The 20359-nt window shown below is 63.1% G+C and carries 17 protein-coding genes and 2 tRNA genes; 10 read left to right on the forward strand and 9 right to left on the reverse strand.

The window, feature by feature from the left end; all coding sequences use genetic code 11:
• Nucleotides 1–56 precede the first annotated feature (56 nt).
• From QLG02_RS01935 to QLG02_RS01965, 7 genes are all read right to left on the reverse strand, one after another.
• Nucleotides 57–1352 carry a PAS domain-containing methyl-accepting chemotaxis protein gene (locus tag QLG02_RS01935; protein WP_282464373.1) on the reverse strand — a complete coding sequence of 432 codons (1296 nt, stop codon included), beginning with the start codon at nt 1350–1352 and terminating at the stop codon, nt 57–59.
• Between the two features lie 194 nt (nt 1353–1546).
• A complete protein-coding gene (locus QLG02_RS01940; RefSeq protein ID WP_135319233.1) occupies nt 1547–2008 on the reverse strand; it encodes a GNAT family N-acetyltransferase in 462 nt (153 codons plus the stop codon).
• A 78-nt stretch (nt 2009–2086) separates the two neighbouring features.
• Nucleotides 2087–2530, reverse strand: a complete 444-nt coding sequence (locus tag QLG02_RS01945) for a DoxX family protein (RefSeq protein WP_042065681.1) — start codon at nt 2528–2530, stop codon at nt 2087–2089.
• Nucleotides 2531–2535: 5 nt separating this feature from the next.
• Nucleotides 2536–3291 carry a DNA-binding domain-containing protein gene (locus QLG02_RS01950; protein ID WP_282464374.1) on the reverse strand — a complete coding sequence of 252 codons (756 nt, stop codon included), beginning with the start codon at nt 3289–3291 and terminating at the stop codon, nt 2536–2538.
• The gene (locus QLG02_RS01955; RefSeq protein ID WP_282464375.1) at nt 3284–4132 is read right to left on the reverse strand and encodes a DUF692 domain-containing protein; all 849 of its coding nucleotides are present in this window, start codon (nt 4130–4132) and stop codon (nt 3284–3286) included. Before QLG02_RS01955 ends, QLG02_RS01950 begins: the two co-directional genes overlap by 8 nt.
• Before the next feature lie 71 nt (nt 4133–4203).
• Entirely contained in the window at nt 4204–4467 is a 264-nt protein-coding gene (locus tag QLG02_RS01960) for a DUF2282 domain-containing protein (RefSeq protein ID WP_101150165.1), read from the reverse strand.
• 358 nt (nt 4468–4825) lie between these two features.
• Entirely contained in the window at nt 4826–5026 is a 201-nt protein-coding gene (locus QLG02_RS01965; protein WP_011706879.1) for a YbfA family protein, read from the reverse strand.
• 214 nt (nt 5027–5240) lie between these two features.
• Between QLG02_RS01965 and QLG02_RS01970 the strand changes: the two genes are divergently transcribed.
• Nucleotides 5241–5534 (forward strand): hypothetical protein, encoded by a 294-nt coding sequence (locus QLG02_RS01970; RefSeq protein ID WP_011706880.1) that lies wholly within the window; start codon nt 5241–5243, stop codon nt 5532–5534.
• Between the two features lie 62 nt (nt 5535–5596).
• On the opposite strand, the gene QLG02_RS01975 is transcribed toward QLG02_RS01970, so the two are convergent.
• Together QLG02_RS01975 and QLG02_RS01980 are read right to left on the reverse strand one after the other, a co-directional pair.
• Nucleotides 5597–5670, reverse strand: a tRNA-Cys gene (locus QLG02_RS01975).
• Between the two features lie 55 nt (nt 5671–5725).
• Nucleotides 5726–5801: transfer RNA gene (locus tag QLG02_RS01980), tRNA-Gly, on the reverse strand.
• A gap of 249 nt (nt 5802–6050) precedes the next feature.
• On the opposite strand from QLG02_RS01980, the gene QLG02_RS01985 reads away from it, so the two are divergent.
• From QLG02_RS01985 to QLG02_RS02025, 9 genes are all read left to right on the forward strand, one after another.
• Nucleotides 6051–9488, forward strand: a complete 3438-nt coding sequence (locus QLG02_RS01985) for an ATP-binding protein (RefSeq protein WP_282464376.1) — start codon at nt 6051–6053, stop codon at nt 9486–9488.
• Nucleotides 9489–9890: 402 nt separating this feature from the next.
• Nucleotides 9891–11576 (forward strand): ABC transporter substrate-binding protein, encoded by a 1686-nt coding sequence (locus QLG02_RS01990; RefSeq protein ID WP_011706882.1) that lies wholly within the window; start codon nt 9891–9893, stop codon nt 11574–11576.
• Nucleotides 11577–11695: 119 nt separating this feature from the next.
• Nucleotides 11696–12679 carry an ABC transporter permease gene (locus QLG02_RS01995; RefSeq protein ID WP_011706883.1) on the forward strand — a complete coding sequence of 328 codons (984 nt, stop codon included), beginning with the start codon at nt 11696–11698 and terminating at the stop codon, nt 12677–12679.
• Nucleotide 12680: 1 nt separating this feature from the next.
• Nucleotides 12681–13601, forward strand: a complete 921-nt coding sequence (locus QLG02_RS02000) for an ABC transporter permease (RefSeq protein ID WP_016351557.1) — start codon at nt 12681–12683, stop codon at nt 13599–13601.
• Nucleotides 13598–14620 carry an ABC transporter ATP-binding protein gene (locus QLG02_RS02005; protein ID WP_226032127.1) on the forward strand — a complete coding sequence of 341 codons (1023 nt, stop codon included), beginning with the start codon at nt 13598–13600 and terminating at the stop codon, nt 14618–14620. The genes QLG02_RS02000 and QLG02_RS02005 overlap by 4 nt, the downstream gene beginning before the upstream one ends.
• 11 nt (nt 14621–14631) lie before the next feature.
• Nucleotides 14632–15624: an ABC transporter ATP-binding protein gene (locus QLG02_RS02010; protein WP_016351558.1), complete on the forward strand. Its 993-nt coding sequence runs from the start codon at nt 14632–14634 to the stop codon at nt 15622–15624.
• Nucleotides 15625–15726: 102 nt separating this feature from the next.
• Nucleotides 15727–17460, forward strand: coding sequence for a glycoside hydrolase family 9 protein (locus QLG02_RS02015; protein ID WP_282464377.1), 1734 nt, complete (start codon nt 15727–15729; stop codon nt 17458–17460).
• Nucleotides 17453–18325, forward strand: a complete 873-nt coding sequence (locus QLG02_RS02020; RefSeq protein WP_282464378.1) for a BadF/BadG/BcrA/BcrD ATPase family protein — start codon at nt 17453–17455, stop codon at nt 18323–18325. Before QLG02_RS02015 ends, QLG02_RS02020 begins: the two co-directional genes overlap by 8 nt.
• A 160-nt stretch (nt 18326–18485) precedes the next feature.
• Nucleotides 18486–20354: a beta-N-acetylhexosaminidase gene (locus tag QLG02_RS02025; RefSeq protein WP_282464379.1), complete on the forward strand. Its 1869-nt coding sequence runs from the start codon at nt 18486–18488 to the stop codon at nt 20352–20354.
• Nucleotides 20355–20359: the final 5 nt, after the last annotated feature.

Genomic DNA, 20359 nt, shown 5'->3' on the forward strand with positions numbered 1-20359 from the left:
GAAATAACGGCCAGGATGACAGCCTGCCTCTGGCGAGACAGGCCCCCTGACCGGCATCAGATGGAGAGGCTGGAGACGGTCGCCGAGACGTTGTTGGCCTCCTCCCGGATCTCCGCCATCACCTCGTTGACCTTGTCGATCTGCTGCTTGCCGAGCTCGGCGCTGCCGGCCACCCTGGCCATGTCGTCGGTCACCCTGGCGGTCAGCTCGCGGTTCTTCTGCACCACCTTGGCAATCTCGTCGGTGGAGAGGGACGTGCGTGCCGCCAGCTGGCGCACCTCGTCGGCCACGACCGCAAAACCACGCCCCTGATCCCCGGCCCGGGCCGCCTCGATGGCCGCATTGAGGGCCAGCAGATTGGTCTGATCGGCAATGCTGCTGATGGTGGAGACGATGGCCTCGATGTTTTTGGACTGCTCGTTGAGTTGGTTGATGAGCAGGATGGTCTTGTCCACCTGCTCGCTGATGAGCGACGAGGTGTCCACCACCGAGCGCAGCAGATCCGCCCCCTGCTCGGCACTGCGCAGGGTCTCCTGCGCCGTGGCATGGGCCACCTGAGCGGCATCGCGCACTGCGTGGCTCTTGGTGACCCGCTCGGTGATGTCGCTGGCAAACTTGATGACCCGGCTCACCTTGCCGCTTTCGTCGCGGATCGGGTTGTAGGTGGCCTCCAGCCAGATCGCCTCGCCGTGGCTGTTGCGCCGCAAGAAGAGTCCGGACTTGAACTGGCCCTGTGCCAGCTCCTCCCAGAAGCGGGGGTGCTCTTCATAGAAGGCGTCATCGCAGAACATGCGGTGATTGCGTCCCTTTATCTCGGCCAGGGTGTAGCCGACACAGCTCAGGAAGTTGGGATTGGCCGAGATGATGTCGCCATTGGGGGTGAACTCGATCATCGCCAGCGAACGTTCCAGTGCCTTGGTGATCGCTTCCTGACGCAGCAATTGCTGATGCTTGGCGGTGACGTCGCTGGCGATCTTGATCACCTGAGTCACCCGCCCCTGCGACTTGACCGGGAAGTAGCTCGCCTCCAGCCAGACCACCTCGCCCCGCTTGTTGAGGCGCGAGAAGATGCCGGACTTGACCCGGCCCTGCTTGAGCTGGGCCCAGAACTGCTGGTAATCGGCAGAGCGAGCCAACTCCGGGCTGCAAAACATTCGGTGATGCTGCCCCTGCAACTCCATCGCGCTGTAACCCATCAGGTTCAAGAATGGCTGGTTGGCCTCCAGGATCTCGCCATCCGGGGTGAACATGATGGTCGCGATTCCTTCCTTGACCGCCTCCACGAAGCCCTGGGATTCGGCCAGCTGTGCCTGGCAGGCCTGCAACTGCGCCTTCAGCTTGTTGTTGAACATGGATGTCATACCTCTGTACTGACAAGGTGGATACGGGCACAAGACTCGGCGCTAGGGTGAACTGGCACAAGCCTGTTGAGGCTGATCTTAGTAGAGCACCGTGGTGCGATCAGAATTCGGCCGATATTTTGCCACAGCCGACGAGGGGCTCGCAGTGCAGCCTGCGCCTGATACGTGCAAGGTCCGGCGAGGGATCACCCGGGCTGCCACTCCAGATAAGCGGGATTGGCCACAAAACCGATCCGCTCATAGAGCGGGCGCCCCTCGTCGCTGGCATGCAGCCAGACCCGGCCCAGTTGCTGCGCTCTGGCATAATCCGCCATCTGATCCAGCAGGGCGCCCGCCAACCCCTGCCGGCGGTGGGCCGGCAGGGTATACATGTTGAGCAGATAGCCCTCCTTCCCCGCCAGGTTGCCGGGATAGGGCGGGCGCACGAAGAGGGCCAGGGTCGCACTCGCCACCACCTCGCCATCCACTTCCGCCACCCAGGAGCGGGCGCTCTCCTCGGCCTGCGCCGTGCTGAAGTAGCGGCTGGTTGCCTGCCAGAGATCGAGGTCAGCCAGCGGTTCGCTCAGCTCCCCCACCTCGCAAAACAGTGCCATGCGCAGGGTCACCAGCGCGGGAATGTCTGCCTGCGTTGCCTGACGGATGATCATCGGCGCTTCTCCTTGTGATGCTCGTTGAGGTGAACAGGCCCCCCGCGGGCGCCTGAGCAAGGCGCCAGTGTGGAGACTTCACGCCCGCCTGGCAAGGCGCCACTGGTCCCAGGCCAGCGGCCCCGCGCCCCAGACGACCAGGGTCAGCAGCATCCAGCCCCACAGTTGGTGATCGTAAAAACCGCCGGCCCAGAGGGTGGGATAGGAGATCACCGCCACCATGTTGAAGGCAAACAACAGGGCGGCGACCGGCCGGGTAAAGAGCCCGACCAGCAGCAACACCGGCAGCAGCAGTTCGGTGGCCGTGCCAAGCCAGGCCGCCCACTGCCAGGGCAGCAGGGGTACCTGATACTCGAATTCGAACAGATAGAGGGTGCTGTCCCAGGCGCTCAGCTTGAGCCAGCCGGAACGAAAGAAGGCCGCCGCCACCCAGCACCTGGCCAGCAGCAACAGGGCGCCGCTCAGCCACCAGGGAACAGCGGGGCCCACCGGTTGCATCAGTGTCCACTTGTGATTTGTCATCGAATTTACTCCAGCGTTGAAGTCACATCGACCAGCAGGCCCAGGGTGACGAGGCGGGTCAGAGACTCTGCAGCCTGCGAGTCCCGTGCCAGAAGGGCCGACAGGGCAATGCCCCGGCGGCAGCCATCCAGCAGGCGCCACTCTCCTTCGCTCAGGCTCAGCGGCAAGACCCGGCAATCGGGCTGTTTCTGTAGGGCAAGCCAGGCGGGAGCGGCCAGATCCTGCACTGTCTCGCCCTCGTGCAGGGCCATCTGCCAGAGGGTATCAACCGGGCACGGGCTGTCGAACAGAGACAGATCGCAGGCCGGGATCAGCACCAGCGTCTGCCAGGCAGCTGGCGGCAGGGCGGCCACCCGCTCGGCCGGCCAGCGGCGCTTCTCGGGGGCCAGCAAACTGGTGCGCTCCAGTGCCCACTCGAAGCGGGCCAGCTCCCCCAGCCAGGGTAGTTCGGCGGTGGTCGGCAGCCGGGCAAGCCAGTCGCCAAAGCCGGCGCCGTAGTGCATCACGCTCCCTTCGCAGAGCGGCTCTGCCAGCACGAAGCCGCGCGCCGCGGCGTCGAAAAACGCCTCCCCCACCACGGCTTTGACGGCCGGGTAGCTGCCCGCCAGCACCTCGCCAAGGCTCAGGATGAAGTGGTTGCGATAGACCTGCAGCACGGCATCCGCCGTAAAGAGACGGGAGTGGATGTGGGGCAGGATGGCCTCGCTCTGGCCAAGCAACCCCTCGGCAAACTGCTGCTGCCGGCGAGCCAGCTCAGACATGGGCGGCCTCCGGCACAAGATAGGTGGCCATGGCGGCGTCCAGCATGGCGCTCGCGCGTTCGGCCTCTGCCAACAACACGGGGAGCGGCGGGATCTCGAGATCCCACTCGATCAGGGTGGGAATGGCACGCTGGCGGCAGATCTCGGCATAAAGGGCCCACACCGGCTCGCTCACCGGCGCGCTGTGGGTATCGATATAGAGGTGCCCCTGCGGCAGGGACTGATCGGTAAAACCGGCCAAGTGAATTTCGCCCACCGTAGCGATGTCGATGGCAGCCAGATAGTCGCGGCATGCAAAGCCGTGGTTGAAGGCACTGACATAGAGGTTGTTGAGGTCGAGCAGGATGGCGCAGTCGCTGCGCCGCTGCAGCTCCGCCAGAAACTCCCACTCCGGCATCTCCCCCGCCAGTTGCAGGTATGAAGAGGGGTTCTCGATCAGCAGACGGCAGCCGAGCGCCTGCTGCACCTGCATGATCTTGTCGCTCATGTTGAGCAGGCTCTCCCGGGTATAGGGGACCGGCAGCAGATCGTTGAAGTGGCGCCCCCCAATACTGCCCCAGCTGAGGTGTTCCGAGATGCGCACCGGTTTGATGGCGCGGGCCAGCGCCGAGAGGCTGGCCAGATGTTCAAGATCGAGCCCATCAGCCGAGCCCAGCGACATGCCGACACCGTGCAGGCTGACGGGATAGTGCCGGGCCAGCTCGCTCAGCACCTGAAAACCCCGGCTGTGACGTTCAAAGTAATTTTCGCTGTGCACCTCCAGCCAGCCAACCGCCGGCAGGGTGCGCAATATCTCGTCGTAATGGGGCGTGCGCAATCCAATACCAATCAAGGGGTTCATCGCAAAGCCTCGCTGCAAACCAGCCAAAAGAAGGCCACGGTGCCCCTGAGGCAACACCGTGGCACCCAGCCTTACTTGGGTTGCAGCGAGCCGCCCGCCAGCTTCTCGCACAGCCCCTTGGGCACCACCACGAAGGCGTCACCCTGGGCATCCATCTTGGCGGTACCGGCACAGGAGCTGGTCTTGGTCGCGCAGTCGTTCTTGCTCGCCTTCACCACCCCGTAGCACTTCTCCTTTTCATCAGCCGCCATGGCCGGGGCGGCGACGAACTGGGCGCCGAGGGCCAGCAGACCGGTCATGGCGGAGGCGATGGCAGTGCTCTTTTTAATGTTCATTCTCTGTTCCTTCTGATTGTGTGTGGTGTGCCCGATCGGTCACGACCGGATGCCCTCCATAGAACCGGAGCGCCGGCGAATTGATTTCAAAAAAAATGCAAAATCGGCACATCTATAAAAAACACAATTGGCAACAGACTGTTTTTAAAGGGTTATTCCATTCCCCTTTCAAATGAACTTTCACCATGCAGATGTGCACTGCGCCACCCTGTTTCCGCCAATCCCCGGGATGCAGGCAATAAAAAACCCCGCCAGAGGGCGGGGTCTGATTGGCACGATACAACCGCGCGGGCATCGGCGGCCGATACTTAATGACAAAAAAGACAGCCGCAGCTGTCTTTTTCACTTGAAACCTGACTTAGTAGAAGATCCGCTCGCCACGCTCGCTCATCTTGAGCCATACCGGCTTGGTGCTGGTCTTGTTCCAGATCCGGTGCAGATAGCTGTAGAAACGGGCCCGATCGCTGCGAAACAGCATCACGGGGAAAGCCAGCATACCCACCAGCAGCACATAGATGCGACGAAGAATTATCTGAGTCAGGGAATAGGGATGAAACATGATAGAACTCCTTGCTGGTAAGACCACTGAGCAAAGATTACTCCACAATTTGTAGGATTACTACACCAAGATTCCCACTTTTTTGCAAAAAGATCCCTTAAAAGCCTTAAAGTGAAATTGGGTTACATATATTAACTTACAAGCAACAAAAGCTGGCAAAGCAGCTCCCGTCGACCAGATTTAATGAGTTGGCACTCAAGATGGAGTCGGTACGATGAAACCCGCAGAAATGGCGATCATAGGGATACTGGGCCTGCTGCTCTGGTCGGAATGGCAAGATTGGCAGCTCAACCAGGCCGACAGCATCACGCTGGCCTACAAGGGAGCGCCCACCGTCAGCATGTGGCAATGCGGCCAGTTGAAACAGAAGATGATGGATGTGACCGAACACTCGGCCGAAGTGCAGTTTCAATACCGGGGACAAGACCTGACGCAGGTCAACCGCTATCTGGAACGGGAGTGGCAGCAACAGGGCTGTGAGCAGCTGTTGTTGCAGCAAGGATATTGAGCAGAGTGATCCACACCGGGCTGGTGTGATGAAATGCTTTAAGAAATGAAACGAGGAGAAGATGGAGGCACGTTCCGGAGTCGAACCGGACTAAACGGATTTGCAATCCGCTGCATAACCGCTTTGCTAACGCGCCATGCTGACAAGGCATTGCCTTGAAAGTGATATCCATGATTGGTGCCATGGAAGATTGGAGCGGGAAACGAGACTCGAACTCGCGACCCCGACCTTGGCAAGGTCGTGCTCTACCAACTGAGCTATTCCCGCCTGTACTGCTTGCTGCCAGTTGCCTGACAACGAGGCGCATTATACGTACCCCGAGCGCGGGCACAACCCTTTTTTCGCACTTTGAGCCCTTTCCCGTGCTGTTTGCTCAGGGTTTAGACGGCTTGCCCAAAAAATCCGCACCAGGCTGTGACCCCACAGGCGAATTTGAGATAAAGTCATTGAAATGATTAGCCTTTAGTCAGAGACTTGCTGCGGTTAGTAACCGGATTCTCAATTGAAAATCACCCGATGAAATGGATCTTCAAGCCCCGTGGGCTCAGGCCGCAGCTGATGCTGGCATTTTTCATGCTAGCCATGGTGCCCTTCCTGGTCGTCACCCTGTTTTTCCTCTATAGCCACGGCAAGGATCTCACCACCCAGACTTCCAACCATCTGGTTTCCGTTCGCAACATCAAGAAGAACCAGCTGGAAGACTATTTCGGCAACCTCAAAGAGCAGATCATCAACTTCTCCCAGCAGGATTTTGCCGGCAACAGTATTGGTCGCTTCTATGGCTTCACCGGTGCCTTCGAGAAACTCGGCACCACACCGCAGGAGGCCCGCGCCCGCGCCCAGGCCCGCTATGTGCCGGGCTCCTGGGATCAGCTGCAAAAACCCGACAGCACCAGCGACATCGAACCCTCCATCAGCGCCCTGATCCTGGCTGACGAGATGTACGGCCGGGTGCACCAGCGCTTTCACCGCGGCTACGCCGACATGGTGCGCAAGTCCAACTACAGCGACATCTTTCTCATCGATCTCAACGGCGACGTGGTCTATTCGGTCACCAAACATGCCAACTTCGCCACCAACCTGCTCTCCGGCCCCTACCAGTCGAGCGGCCTTGGCAGCACCTTCGCCAAGATCAAGCGGCGCCTCGACGGTGGCCAGAAGCCGCAGCAGATCTTCGAGTTCACCGATTTTGGCCGCAACGAGCTGACCGGCCAGGTGGTCGCCTACATGGCCGCCCCCGTGATGCAATACGACTATGTGCGCGGCGTGGTGATCTTCGAGCTGCTGCCTGACAAGCTCAACCAGATCATGGCGGAGCGGGAAGGACTGGGCGAGACCGGCGAGACCATCCTCATCGGCCCGGACAAGCGGATGCGCGCCAACGCCTGGCTGGCGCCTGAATTCAGCGTGGAGAATAGCTTCAGCCCCAACTTCCGGCCGCTACAGACCCCGCTGGTGGTCAAGGCGCTCTCCGGCGAGCAGGGGGTCGGGCTGTTTCGCTCCTACCACGATGACGAGGTGCTGGCCGCCTACACCCAGGTGAAGGTGTTCGACACCGAGTGGGCCTTCATCGCCGAGATCTCCACCAGCGAGGCCTATCGCCCCATCCGCCAGCTGGAGACCCTGGTGATCCTGCTGGGGGCAGGCTCATTGCTGCTGCTGATCCTCTTCTCCCGCTGGCTCTCCCACTCCATCACGGCGCCGCTGCGCTCCCTCACTGCCGCCGCCGAGCAGGTGGCCGACGGTGCGCTGGATCACCCCATCGCCATCGAACGTACCGACGACGACATCGACCGGCTCGCCCAGGCGTTTCGCCACATGCAGCGCTCGGTGAAGGACAAGATCGAACTCATCGAGCGCCAGACCCAGGAGCTGCAACAGCAGGTCAAGCTGACCCACAAGCAGAACCTCAGCCTGCAGCAGGCGGACAAGCTCAAGGATGAACTGCTGGCCAACACCTCCCACGAGCTGCGCACCCCCATTCACGGCATCAAGGGGATGGCCGAATCCATGCTCGCCAGCCAGCAGGACTTGACCGAAGGACAGCAAAAACAGCTGGGGCTCATCATCAAGAGCGCCGACGGCCTGGCCCGGCTGGTGGATGATCTGCTCGACTACCACCAGATGCGCTACGGCCAGCTGGAGATCCACCCCCAGCCGGTCTCCTCCAAGGGGGTCATTAGGCTGGTACTGGATCTCTGCCAGCACCTGGTACAGGCCAAGCCGCTGACTCTGGTTGACATCAGCCCGGTGGAGCTGCCACCGGTGCTGGCCGACGAGCAGCGGCTCGAACAGGTGCTCTACAACCTGGTGGGCAATGCCATCAAGTACACGCCGCAGGGCAAGGTGGTGCTGAGCGCCCTGGTGGAAGGCAACTTCCTGCGCATCAAGGTGACCGACACCGGCATCGGCATTGCCAAGGACCACCTGGAACACATCTTCGAGCCGCTGGTGCAGATGAGCCCGGAGGTCAGCAAGCAGGGGGCCGGCCTCGGCCTCTCCATCACCCGCCAGCTGGTGCACCTGATGGGGGGCGAGCTGTTTGTGGAGAGCGAGCCGAGCGTCGGCTCCACCTTCGCCTTCACCCTGCCGCTCGCCAGCGGCAAGGCGGGCAGCCTGACGCTGGACAGCCGCCAGATCGAGCACCAGCTGGTGCGCCAGCAACCGCTGATCCTGCCGGACTGGGAGAGCGATGACCTCCCCCCTCCCCCCGAGGATGCGCCTCTCATTCTGGTGGTGGACGACGAGCCCATCAATTTGCACATACTGCGCCACCTGCTGCAGCCCTGCGGTTATCGCATCCTGCCCAGCAGCGACGGCCACGATGCACTGGCCAAGCTGGCTCAGGAGCCGGTCGACCTCATCCTGCTGGACGTGATGATGCCCACCCTCTCCGGTTTCGACGTCTGCCGCCGGCTGCGCCAGCAGCACCCCAAGGAGAAGCTGCCGGTACTGCTGCTCACCGCCCTCAACCAGCCCAAGGACATCGAGGAGGGCTTCAACGCCGGCGCCAACGACTATCTGGTCAAACCCTTCTGCAAGGAGGAGCTGTTCGCCCGGGTCAGGGCCCTGCTGGAAGCCAGCGCCGGGCGCGCCTCTCTGGTGGAGAACCGCTTGCTCAAGCAGGAGATAGAGCACCGTCTGCTGCTGCAGGAGCAGCTGCATCAGGATCAGGAGCGGCTGCTGGGTCTGCTCGGCGAAGGGGCCGACCCCATGGTGTTCATCGATGGTCAGGGCACAGTGCTGTTCGCCTCGCGGGCGCTGGCCCGCCTGCTGGGCCAGGAGCCGGAAGCCATGGAGGGGCAACCGCTGGACGACTGGCTGGCCAGCCCGCTCACCAGCCAGTGGCCCGATCTGCACGATCGGGGGGAACAGCAGCTGACATTTCTGGTGGTCGGCCAGAAAGACGAACTCAATGCCCGCGCCCTGCCCATCAGCCTGGGGGGCCAGGCCGCCTTCGCCCTCACCCTCAGCACCGAACTGCGCCAGGACGAGAACCGGGTGATGGCGCTGGAGAACGCCCTCAAGAGCCTGTCACGCCAGGCCATCATCGAGGATGGCCAGCTGCTGGGCGAGCTGAGCCGGCTGGGCGGGGAGTTCCGCTCGCTCGCCGACGACCTCATCCGCCAGCAGGATGACGAGCCCCTGCGCCGCGCCCTGGTGGACACCATGCGGCTCACCCTGGATGCCTGGCAGCAGAGCACCGGCAAGGGCAAGATAGTGCTGGCGGAGAAGAGCAAGCTGTGGCGGGTCTACATGGACCGCTCCAGCCCGCAGACCCGCACCCTCGACAAGTACCTGAGCCTGGATACCCTGCCCAAGGCGCCGCGCTGGAAAACGGTGGTCGCCACCGCCGAGTATGTGCTGAGCCACGGCCCGCTCAACGAGGCTCAGCGCCAGCAGCTGCACCACAGCGCCCAGACCCTGCGTCAGCTCGCCAACCGCAAACCCTGATATCCACCGCCCAATCTGCGCCCTGGCTCACACTTGCCGGGGCGGTTTTTTTTTGTGCAGAATTAAGCCTTCGCCATACGTCAAAACGAGAGCCGATCCAATTCACACAATTGTCATGGAAGATCGATTGACAGGGACTTATTACGCCAAAGCAATTAACATAACCTGATGATTTAAATCGAGTTAAAAGCGGTTTTGACGAAATTGACGTGAAGGCGTCGATTTTTACGATATCGACGATCTGAACAGTTGTTGTTTTCCTGTTAACTCTGCTTTGCTAGGGACGTTGGATGACACAACTACAAGGGTGCAAAACCTGGCCAACATTGAGGGCCGACCTCCCCAGCATGCGAAGTCGGTGCTCAAATCCAAACAAGGAATATAAATAAGAAAGGAAATAATATGCTTGCCAAAGTATCCAAAATCTCTACTGCTGTAATGCTGGGCACCATGATGCTTGCCGGCGCTGCCGGCAACGCCATGGCGGCCGACAACAAGACGGTGCTGACTCTGGTCGCACAACAGGAGACCGCGTGGGTCAAGAACTTCAACCCCTTCCTGCAAGCGGGTCTGTTGCACACCACTCGTCACTTCATCTATGAACCGCTGGTGATCTTCAACGATATGCAGGGTGGCAAACCCGTCTATCGTCTGGCCACCCACTACGAGTTCAGCAAGGACCTCAAGTCCGTCACCTTCGATCTGCGTGACGGCGTGAAGTGGTCGGACGGTCAGCCCTTTACCGCCGATGACATCCTGTTCTCCTTCAATCTGGTCAAGGCCAACAAGGCGCTGGACGAGCGCTCAATCTGGACCCAGATCAAGAGCGTCGAGAAGCTGGCCCCCAACAAGGTCAAGTTCGAGCTGACCGACGTCAACACCAACGTGGTGAACGATCTGGTACTGGTACCCATCGTGCCCGAGCACCAGTGGAAATCGGTGAAAGACCCGGTCGCCTTCACCAACGACAAGCCGGTCGGCACCGGTCCCTTCACCGAAGTGGACAACTTCTCCGCCCAGCTCTACACCCAGTGCCGCAACCCGCACTATTGGGACAACGCCAACCTCTCCATCGACTGCCTGCGCATGCCGCAGATGGCCACCAACGACCAGGTACTGGCCGCTGTGATGAAGGGTGACGTGGACTGGTTCGGCTCCTTCGTGCCGGACATCGAGCGCCTCTACGTCGGCAACGATCCGAAGAACAACAAGTACTGGTTCCCGGCCTCCGGCACGGTGGCGTTCAACGTCAACTTCCAGGCCAAGAAACCGGGCAACCACGAAGCCTTCAACGACATCAACTTCCGTCGCGCCTTCTCCATGGCGATGGATCGCCAGTCCATGGTGGATATCGCGGGCTATGGCTACCCCACCGTCAACGAGTACCCGTCAGGGCTCGGCAAAGCCTTTGACTCCTGGAACAACCCGGAAGTGGACAAGAAGTACGGCAAGTACAACAAGTTCGATCTGGAAGGCGCCAAGGCCCTGCTGAAACAGGCCGGCTACAAGGATTGTGACGGCGACAAATTCCTCGACACCCCCACCTGCCAGAAGATCGAGTTCAAGGTGCTGGTACCGAACGGCTGGACCGACTGGGTCAACACCGCCCAGATCGGCGTGGAAGGGCTGCAGGCACTGGGCCTGAACGCCAAGACCGCTACCCCGGAAGCCACCGTCTGGACTGAAAACCTGATCACCGGTGACTTCGACGTCGCCCTGCAGGGTTACTTTGCCGGTGCCAACCCGCACAAGTACTTCGAGACGGCTTTCCACTCCCGCAACATGGGTGAGCGCGGCAACCGCTTTGCGGCGCCCCGCTACAAGGATCCGGCGCTGGACAAGCTGATCGACGACTTTACCCAGACCGCCGATGCCGCCAAGCAGAAGGAGATCATGTTCGAGATCCAGGACAGGGTCGGTGCCAACCAGACCATCATCCCGGTGTTCAACAACCCGACCTGGTACGAATACAGCACCAAGCGTTTCCACGGCTGGTTCAGTGCCGACAACCCGGTCGCCAAGCCGCAGGTTCACCCGGACACCCCGGAGCGTCTGCTGCACGTGTTGTCACTCAAGCCGAACAGCTAATCAATCCCGGCCCCCTGCGGGGGGCCCTCTTCCCCGCCCATCCCCCTTTTTTCCCGGCTCTGCCGGGGTTGGGGTAACTATGCCCGGCGCGGGGCGGACCAGCAGTAAAAGGTATCATCATGGGATTCATACTGAGACGCTTTTCCTTCTATCTGGTCGCCTTTCTGGTGGCCGCCACCATCAACTTCCTGCTACCCAGAGCCATGCCGGGGGATCCCGTCTCCGTCATGTTTGCCCGGGCCGGCGCCATGATGGAACCCGCCGCCCTGGAAGCCCTCAAGGCCACCTTCGGGTTCGTGGACGGCCCCATCGGCACCCAATTTCTCACCTATGTGAAGAGTGTCTTCACCTGGGATCTCGGCACCTCGGTGCGCTACTACCCCCAACCGGTCGCCGACGTGCTCGGCCGCGCCATCGGCTGGACCCTGTTCCTGGTGGGCACCTCCACCATCCTGAGCTTCTCCATCGGTTCCATCGTCGGCATCTTCGCCGCCTGGCACCGGGGCGGACGCATGGACAGCTTCCTCTCCCCGCTCACCCTGGTGATGCAGGCCATTCCGCCGGTGGTCATCTCGCTGCTGGCGCTCTTCCTGTTCGGGGTGAGTCTGGAATGGCTGCCGATTGGCTACGCCTACAGCCCGGAGATCAAGCCTGACTGGGGCTGGGAGCACATCAAGAGCATCCTGACCCACGCCATCATGCCGGTAGGCACCCTGGCCATGGTGCAGGTGGGGGGCTTTCTCATCACCATGCGCAACAACATGATCAACCTGCTGGGCGAGGACTACATCACCATGGCCAAGGCCAAGGGGCTCTCCAGCAACCGGGTGATCTTCAACTACGGCGCCCGCAACGCCATCTTGCCAAGCGTCACCGCCCTCTCCATGGCGCTGGGCTTCGTCATCGGCGGATCTCTCATCACCGAGGTGATCTTCAACTACCCGGGACTGGGTCTGACCCTCTATCAGGGCATTCTGGCCCGCGACTACCCGCTCATTCAGGGGCAGCTGCTCATCATGACCATCACCATGCTCAGCTTCAACTTCCTGGCCGACGTGCTCTACGTCTTCCTGGATCCCCGTCTGCGTACCGGAGGCAAATAAGATGCGCATGCCGACTATTCTGAAAATCCTGCTGGGCAACAAGAAGGCCGCCTGCGGCCTCTTCATCGTGGTCAGCTTCGTGCTGATGGCGTTGTTCGCCCCGCTGCTGGCCAGCTACGAGCCGACCAAGCGGGTCTCCCGCCCGCACCAGCCGCCCAGTACCGAGTACGTGATGGGCACCACCCGCATGGGTCACGACATCTGGGCCCAGTTCACCAACGGCGCCCGCATCTCCCTGATGGTGGGCTTCGGTGCCGGCATTCTGGTGTGCGCCCTCGCCATCACGGTCGGCATCACCGCCGGCTACTTCGGTGGCGTCATAGACGAGTGCCTCACCTTCCTGATGAACGTGGTGCTGGTGATCCCCAACCTCCCCTTGCTGCTGGTGCTGGCAAGTTTCATCGGGGAGGCGTCGCCGACGGTGATCGCGCTCATCATAGGCTTTACCTCCTGGGCCTATGGCGCGCGCGTCATCCGGGCCCAGACCCTGGCGCTGCGGGAGAAAGAGTTCGTCATCGCCGCCGAGGTGCTGGGCGAGCCGGCCTGGCGCATCATCCTGGTGGAAATTCTGCCTAACCTCATCTCCATCATCGGAGTGAGCTTCATCGGCTCCATCATCTACGCCATCGTCACCGAGGCAACCCTGGAGTTCCTCGGCCTGGGCGACCCCACCGTAGTGAGCTGGGGCATCATGCTCTACAACGCCCAGACCTCCAGCGCCATCCTGGTCGGCGCCTGGTGGGAGATCCTGGCCCCCTGCTTCGCCATCGCAACGCTGGGTGCCGGCCTGGCCCTGCTCAACTTCGCCATCGATGAAATCGCCAACCCGCAGTTGCGCTCCCACAAGGGGCTCAATCGCTGGAAGAAACTCGCCGCCCCCGTCACCACGCCGGTGCCGGCCGTACAGGAGAAGACAGCATGAGATCGCAACAACCCCTGCTGTCGGTACGCAACCTCTGCGTCGACTACATCACCGAGAGCGGCGACGTGCGCGCCGTCAACTCGGTCAGCTTCGACATCGCCCCCGGTGAAGTGTTCGGCCTAGCCGGCGAGTCGGGCTGCGGCAAGTCCACCGTCGCCTTCTCGGTGGCGCGGCTGCACAAGCCGCCCGCCTACATCAGCGGCGGCGAGATCCTGTTCAAGGGGGAGAACATCCTCCATTACGGTGACGAGCGGCTGCGATCCTACCGCTGGCAGCAGGTGTCGGTGGTGTTCCAGTCCGCCATGAATGCGCTCAACCCGGTGCTGCGCATGGAGGAGCAGTTCTGCGACGTACTGCTGGCCCACAACCCTGGGTTGACTCGCTACGAGGCGATCAAGCGTGCCCAGGAGCTGCTCGCCATCGTCGACATCCACCCGAGCCGGCTCAAGGACTACCCGCACCAGTTCTCCGGCGGCATGCGCCAGCGGCTGGTCATCGCCATCGCCATGGCGCTCAACCCCGAGCTGCTCATCATGGATGAGCCGACCACGGCGCTCGACGTGGTGGTGCAGCGGGAGATCCTGCAGAAGGTCTATGCGCTGAAAGAGAAGTTCAACTTCTCCATCCTGTTCATCACCCACGACCTGTCGCTCATGGTGGAGTTCTGCGATCGCATCGGCATCATGTATGCCGGTGAACTGGTGGAGGTGGCGCCGGCCAAGGCGATCCTGACCGCGCCGCTGCACCCCTATACCAAGGGGCTCGGCAACTCCTTCCCGCCTCTGCACGGGCCCAAGACGGTGCTGGAAGGGATCCCGGGCACCCCGCTCAACCTGCTGGAGGTGCCGGTGGGCTGCCGCTTTCAGGCCCGCTGTGCCAGGGTGCACGAGCGCTGCCGCCAGCAGTACACCAAACTGGCCGAGATCCGCCCCGGCCAACAAACCGCCTGCCACCTCTATGAGGCGCAGGATGAGCAACAAGATCCCCTGATCTATCTGGACAAGGCCGCTGGCTGTTAAGGATGTCTGTCATGCAAATCGCCCAAACCGACGCCCCCATCATCGAAGTCCAGCACCTCTACAAGGACTTCCCCGTCAACTCCAACGCCATCAAGAGCGGCAAGATGCGGGCCCTCTCGGACATCACCTTCAACCTGCACCGGGGCCGCGCCCTGGCGGTGGTGGGAGAGTCCGGCTCCGGCAAGAGCACCATCGCCAAGATCATCGCCAAGATGTACAAGCTCTCTGGCGGCCGCATCCTCTATCGCGGCCGCGACCTCGAGGAGTTCAACAAGGGCACTGCCCTGCTCGACTACCGCCAGAGCGTGCAGATGGTGTGGCAAGACCCATTCGGTTCGCTGAACCCGACCCACACCATCTACCACCACATCGCCCGCCCCCTGCTGCTGCACAGCAAGGTGATCGACAAGAAAGACCTGCCCGACATGGTCTATGGCCTGCTGGAGAAGGTGGGGCTCACCCCCGCCAAGGCCACCGCGGCCAAGTACCCGCACCAGCTCTCCGGCGGCCAGCGCCAGCGGGTCAACATCGCCCGCAACCTGGCGGTGGAGGCCGAAGTGGTGCTGGCCGACGAGCCCACCTCCATGCTCGACGTCTCCATTCGCATCGGCATCCTCAACCTGATGGAGCAGATGAAGGATGAGCTCGGGGTCTCCATGCTCTACATCACCCACGACATCGCCACCGCCCGCTACGTGGCCGAAGATCTGGCGGTGATGTACGTGGGGCACATGGTGGAGTGGGGTGAGGTGGACGAGATCCTGCACCACCCCCAGCACCCCTACACCCAGTTGCTCATCTCGGCGGTGCCGGACCCCGAGAAGAGCATCCACGCCGAGCTGGAGGGGGGCCGTAAGGGGGAGATCCCGCTCTGGACGCCGGAGTCCTGCGGCTGCCCCTTTGCCGGGCGCTGCAATCAGGCGATGCCCCGCTGCAAGGAGACCCTGCCCCCCGTCAGCAAGCTCGCCGACAACCACTTCGTGCGCTGCTACCTCTACCAATGACAGACCGGCCGGACACGGCGTCCGGCCACGCCTCGCCACGGGGCCGTCAGGGCCCCGCAATGTGCCTCGCCACGCCAGGTGAGCCACAGGAGTAAGACGTTGATGGAACTCTTGATCAATCAGGTGGGTTACCAGTGCGACGGGGAGAAGATCGCCCTGTTGCAGAGCGACACCGACCTCGATATCCGCGGCCACCTCAGGCTGCTGCGCCAGGATGACGAACGCATCCTGCTGGAAGTCCCGCTGCAGCCGGCCGGCCAGGTCGAGGGCTGGCAGGGGCGCCACTACTGGCGCGCCGACTTCTCCCCCTGCAAAGAGCCCGGCCACTACCGGCTGGAGGCCCTCATCCAGACGGGCGCCAAGGAGCGTATCGTGCGCACCGCCCCCTTTGCCATCGGCCAGGATTTGCTGGCGAGCCGCTGCCTCTCCGACGTCATTCACTACTTCAAGGGGCAGCGCGCCAGCGGCGCCTTCGATCGGGCCGACCGCAGCGCCCGCCTGTTTGGCAGCGAGCAGTACAAAGACGTGCACGGCGGCTGGTATGACGCCAGCGGGGATGTGAGCAAGTACCTGAGCCACCTCTCCTACGCCAACTACCTCAACCCCCAGCAGACCCCCATGGTGGTCTGGTCCCTGCTCAAGTGCCGCGAGCTCTTGGCCCCGCGCCAGGACATCGACGGGATGAACCTCTGCAAGCGGCTCAACGACGAGGCACTGCACGGCGCGGATTTCCTCTGCCGGATGCAGGATGAGTCGGGCTTCTTCTACATGACCCTGTTCGACAAGTGGAGCAAGGATCCCGCCCAGCGCGAGCTGTGCGCCTACGCCACCCAGCAGGGGCTCAAGTCCACCAGCTGGCAGGCCGGTTTTCGCCAAGGGGGCGGCATGGCCATCGCGGCGCTCGCCCGCGCCGCCCGCGAGAGTGTCAGCGGCGACGTTGATGCCAGCCGTTACGCCGAGGCGGCCCGTCGCGGCTACCTGCACCTGCGTGAACACAACCTCGTCTATCTGGACGACGGGGTCGAGAACATCATCGACGACTACTGCGCCCTGCTGGCCGCCATCGAACTGACCCGCACCTTGGGCCCCGAATGGCTGGCAGAGGCCAGAGTGCGGGCCGACAGGCTGTGCGCCCGCCAGCGCCCTCACCCGGAGCTAGGCCACTACTGGTCGGCCAACGAGGATGGCTTGCGCCCCTACTACCATGCCGCCGAGGCGGGCCTGCCGGTGCTGGCGCTGCTGGAGTATCTCGCCATCGAGCCGGATCCAACACGCCAGGGGACGGCCCAGCGCGTCATCGAACAGGCGCTGGCCGCCGAGCTGGCGCTGTGCGCCCGCCCTGGCAACCCGTTCGCCCTCGCCCGCCAGTATGTGAAGGGGGTCGATGAGGCGCCCCGGGTGAGCTTCTTTATGCCCCATCACAACGAGTCGGGCTACTGGTGGCAGGGGGAGAACGCTCGCCTCGCGTCGCTCGCCGCCATGGCGTTTGCCGCCGCAGCCCAGCTGCCGCGCCAACGCAAGCCGCTGCTCAGCTTCGGCCAGCACCAGCTCGACTGGATCCTGGGGCAGAATCCGTTCAACGCCTGCATGCTGGCAGGCCATGGCAGCAACAATCCCGCCTACACCGCCGGTTATCCCAACGCGCTGGGGGGGATCTGCAACGGCATCACCGCCGGTTTCGATGACGAGGCGGAGATCGCATTCATTCCAGAGGCGTACAAGGAGCGGCTGGATCAGAACTGGCGCTGGGGCGAGCAGTGGATACCCCACGCAGCCTGGTTTGCTCTGGCCATCACTTGGCAGAATGCGCAGGGAAATGGAGGTCGACATGATTGAGTACTGGGTCGGGGTCGATGGCGGCGGCACTCACACCCGCGCCCGCATTCGGGATCGGGCCGGCAAGCTGCTCGGCGAGGGGCGCGCCGCCGGCTCCAATCTGGAGCTCGGCATCGCGCTCGCCCACGGCAACGTGCTGGCCGCCATCGAACAGGCCCGTATCGAGGCCGGCCTGACTGAGGATGCCCAGCAACGGATGGGGGTCGGGCTGGCGCTCGCCTCCGCCGAGCTGGCCGACTGCTATCACGCCATGCTGACCATGCCCTTCCCGTTTGCGAGCGTGCGGCTCACCTCCGACGCCTTCGGTGCCTGCCTGGGCGCCTTTGGCGGCGAAGAAGGTGCCATCCTCATCGCCGGCACCGGCTCGGCCGGGCTCCTCTATCGCCACGGCCAGCTGCACACCTGCTCCGGCCGCGGTTTTCCCATCTCGGATCTGGGCAGCGGCGCCTGGCTGGGGCTGCGCGCCATCCAGCAGGCGCTGCTCTGCCACGACGGCATCCTGCCCCCCAGCACGCTCGCCATTCGCTTGCTCGACCACTTCAAGCGGGATCAGGCCGAGGTAGTGCGCTGGGCCGCCCGCGCCATTCCCGCCGACTACGGCCGCTTCGCCCCCTGGGTGTTCGATGCCGCCAGCGACGGTGACGAGCTCGCCTGCCAGCTGCTGGATGAGACCTGCCAGCAGCTGGCTACCCTGCTGGAGGGGATGCGCCAGCTGGGTGCCGACCGGATAGCCCTGCTCGGCGGCATCGGCATGCGCCTCGCCCCCCGTCTGGCACACCTGCCGCTGGTCAGTCCCGCTGCCGACGCGCTGGAGGGGGCCATCCTGTTTGCCCGATCGGAGGCTTATCCATGTCTGCATCCCTGAACCTGTCCCCATCCACCCCACCCCAAAGTGCGGGCCTGACCCCGGTCTGCCCGCTGCGGGGGGTGCCCATGTCAGCCCTGCGGCTCCCGGCCGGGGTTGACCAATACCACAAGGACGCTGTCTGGCTGTTCGTCCCCTTCACTCCATCAGAGGAATTTTCATGTCTGCACCCCTGATCCACACCCAGGTCGACCGACGCGACGGTGACGACGTCTGGTTTCGTTTCAGCCTGAGCCAACTGCCGGATGCCCCCTGGAAACTCCACTTCTGCCTGGCCCGCCACATCGACCCCGGCTCGGTAGAGGGGGGGGAGCTGGAGCGCCAGAGCGGCAGCTACAAGGTCTTGATCCCGCAAACGGGGGCCAGCGAGCTGTGCTTCTGCTGTCGCAACACCCCCATCAAGCGCCTCTCCGACATGCCGCGCGGCTTCTTCCTGAGCCTGCCCCAGGCCAGCGGCGGCCCCCAGCTGATGCCGGTGGAACTGACCGGCGAGGAGCTGGGCCTGCCACAATCCGCCGCTGCGGCGCCGGATCTGCCCGAGGTGGAACCCCTCGCCGGCATCGTGCCCCTGCCGGATCGGCTGTTGCTGCTGGAGGGCAACTTCCGGCTGGCGGAGCGCGCCCACGTCAGCGGCCCGAGCCCCCTGCTCGGCCCGCTGCTGGCCCACTTCAACGAACTGACCGGGCTCGCGCTGGCGCAGGATCACGACGCCGAGATCCGGCTGGTTGAAAGCGGGCTGGGCCCGGAGGCCTACCGGCTGACCATCACCCCGGAGGAGATAGTGATTGCCGCCGGCGGCGAGGCGGGCTGGCGCCACGGCCTCGTCAGCCTGGCCCAGTGGTATCTGCAGCACGGCGAGAGCCTGCCCTGCATCGAGCTCAGCGATGCACCGCGCTTCGGTTTTCGCGGCATCTTTCTCGACTGTGCCCGCCACTTTCACTCCCTCGCCACCCTCAAGCGCCTGCTCAAGCTGATGAGTCTCTACAAGTTCAACCGCTTCCACTGGCACCTCACCGATGACGAGGGGTGGCGACTCGAGATCAAGGCCTTCCCCCAGCTGACCGAGCTGGCCGCTTGGCGCGGTCACGCCCTGCCGGTGGGGCCCCAGCTGAGCGGCGGTCCCGAGCCCTACGGCGGTTACTACACCCAGAGCGAGGTGCGCGAGCTGGTGGCCTACGGCGCCGGGCTAGGCATCACCATCATTCCGGAAATTGACATCCCGGGTCACTGCCACGCCGCCATCAAGGCACTGCCCGAGCTGCTGGTGGAGGCAGCCGACCGCTCCCGCTACCTGTCGGTGCAACATTTTGACGACAACGTGCTCAACCCGGCGCTGCCCGGTACCTACCGCTTCCTGGAAGCCGTGATGGACGAGGTGTGCGAACTGTTCCCTGGGCCGCTGGTGCACATGGGGGGGGACGAGGTGCCCGCCGGGGTCTGGACCGACAGCCCCGCCTGCCAGCAGCTGATGAAGCAGCAGGGGTATCAGGATTGCCGCGAGCTGCAGGGCCACCTGCTGCGCCACTGCCAACAATACCTGGCCGGCAAGGGCAAGCGGATGCTGGGTTGGGAGGAGATTTTGCACGGCGACAAGGTGAGCCGGGACGCCACCATCTTCGCCTGGACCAGCTTCCAGGCTGGACTCGATGCGGCAACGGCGGGCTATCCGGTGGTGATGGCACCGGCCCAGCACCTCTATCTGGATCTGGCCTGGAGCCAGGACATCCATGAACCCGGCCTCTACTGGGCGGGCACCCTCAATCTGGCGCAGGTCTACGCATGTGACCCGGCCCCAGCCGATTTCCATGCCAACGATAACATCCTGGGGGTGTTGAGCCCCTTATGGTCGGAGCTGATCACCTCTCGCGATCGCCTCGACTATATGTTGTTCCCGCGCATGCTGGCGACCGCCGAGGTGGCCTGGAGCGACCCCGCCCGCAAGGCGTGGGAGCACTTCGCCGCCCGTCTGCCGGGCCAGCTGCAGATCCTCGACCAGCTTCAGGTGCGTTACCGGGTACCACAGAGGTAGTGTTA

Origin of the sequence: Aeromonas sp. V90_14 (assembly GCF_029967615.1) — a bacterium.
Lineage (GTDB): Bacteria > Pseudomonadota > Gammaproteobacteria > Enterobacterales > Aeromonadaceae > Aeromonas > Aeromonas hydrophila.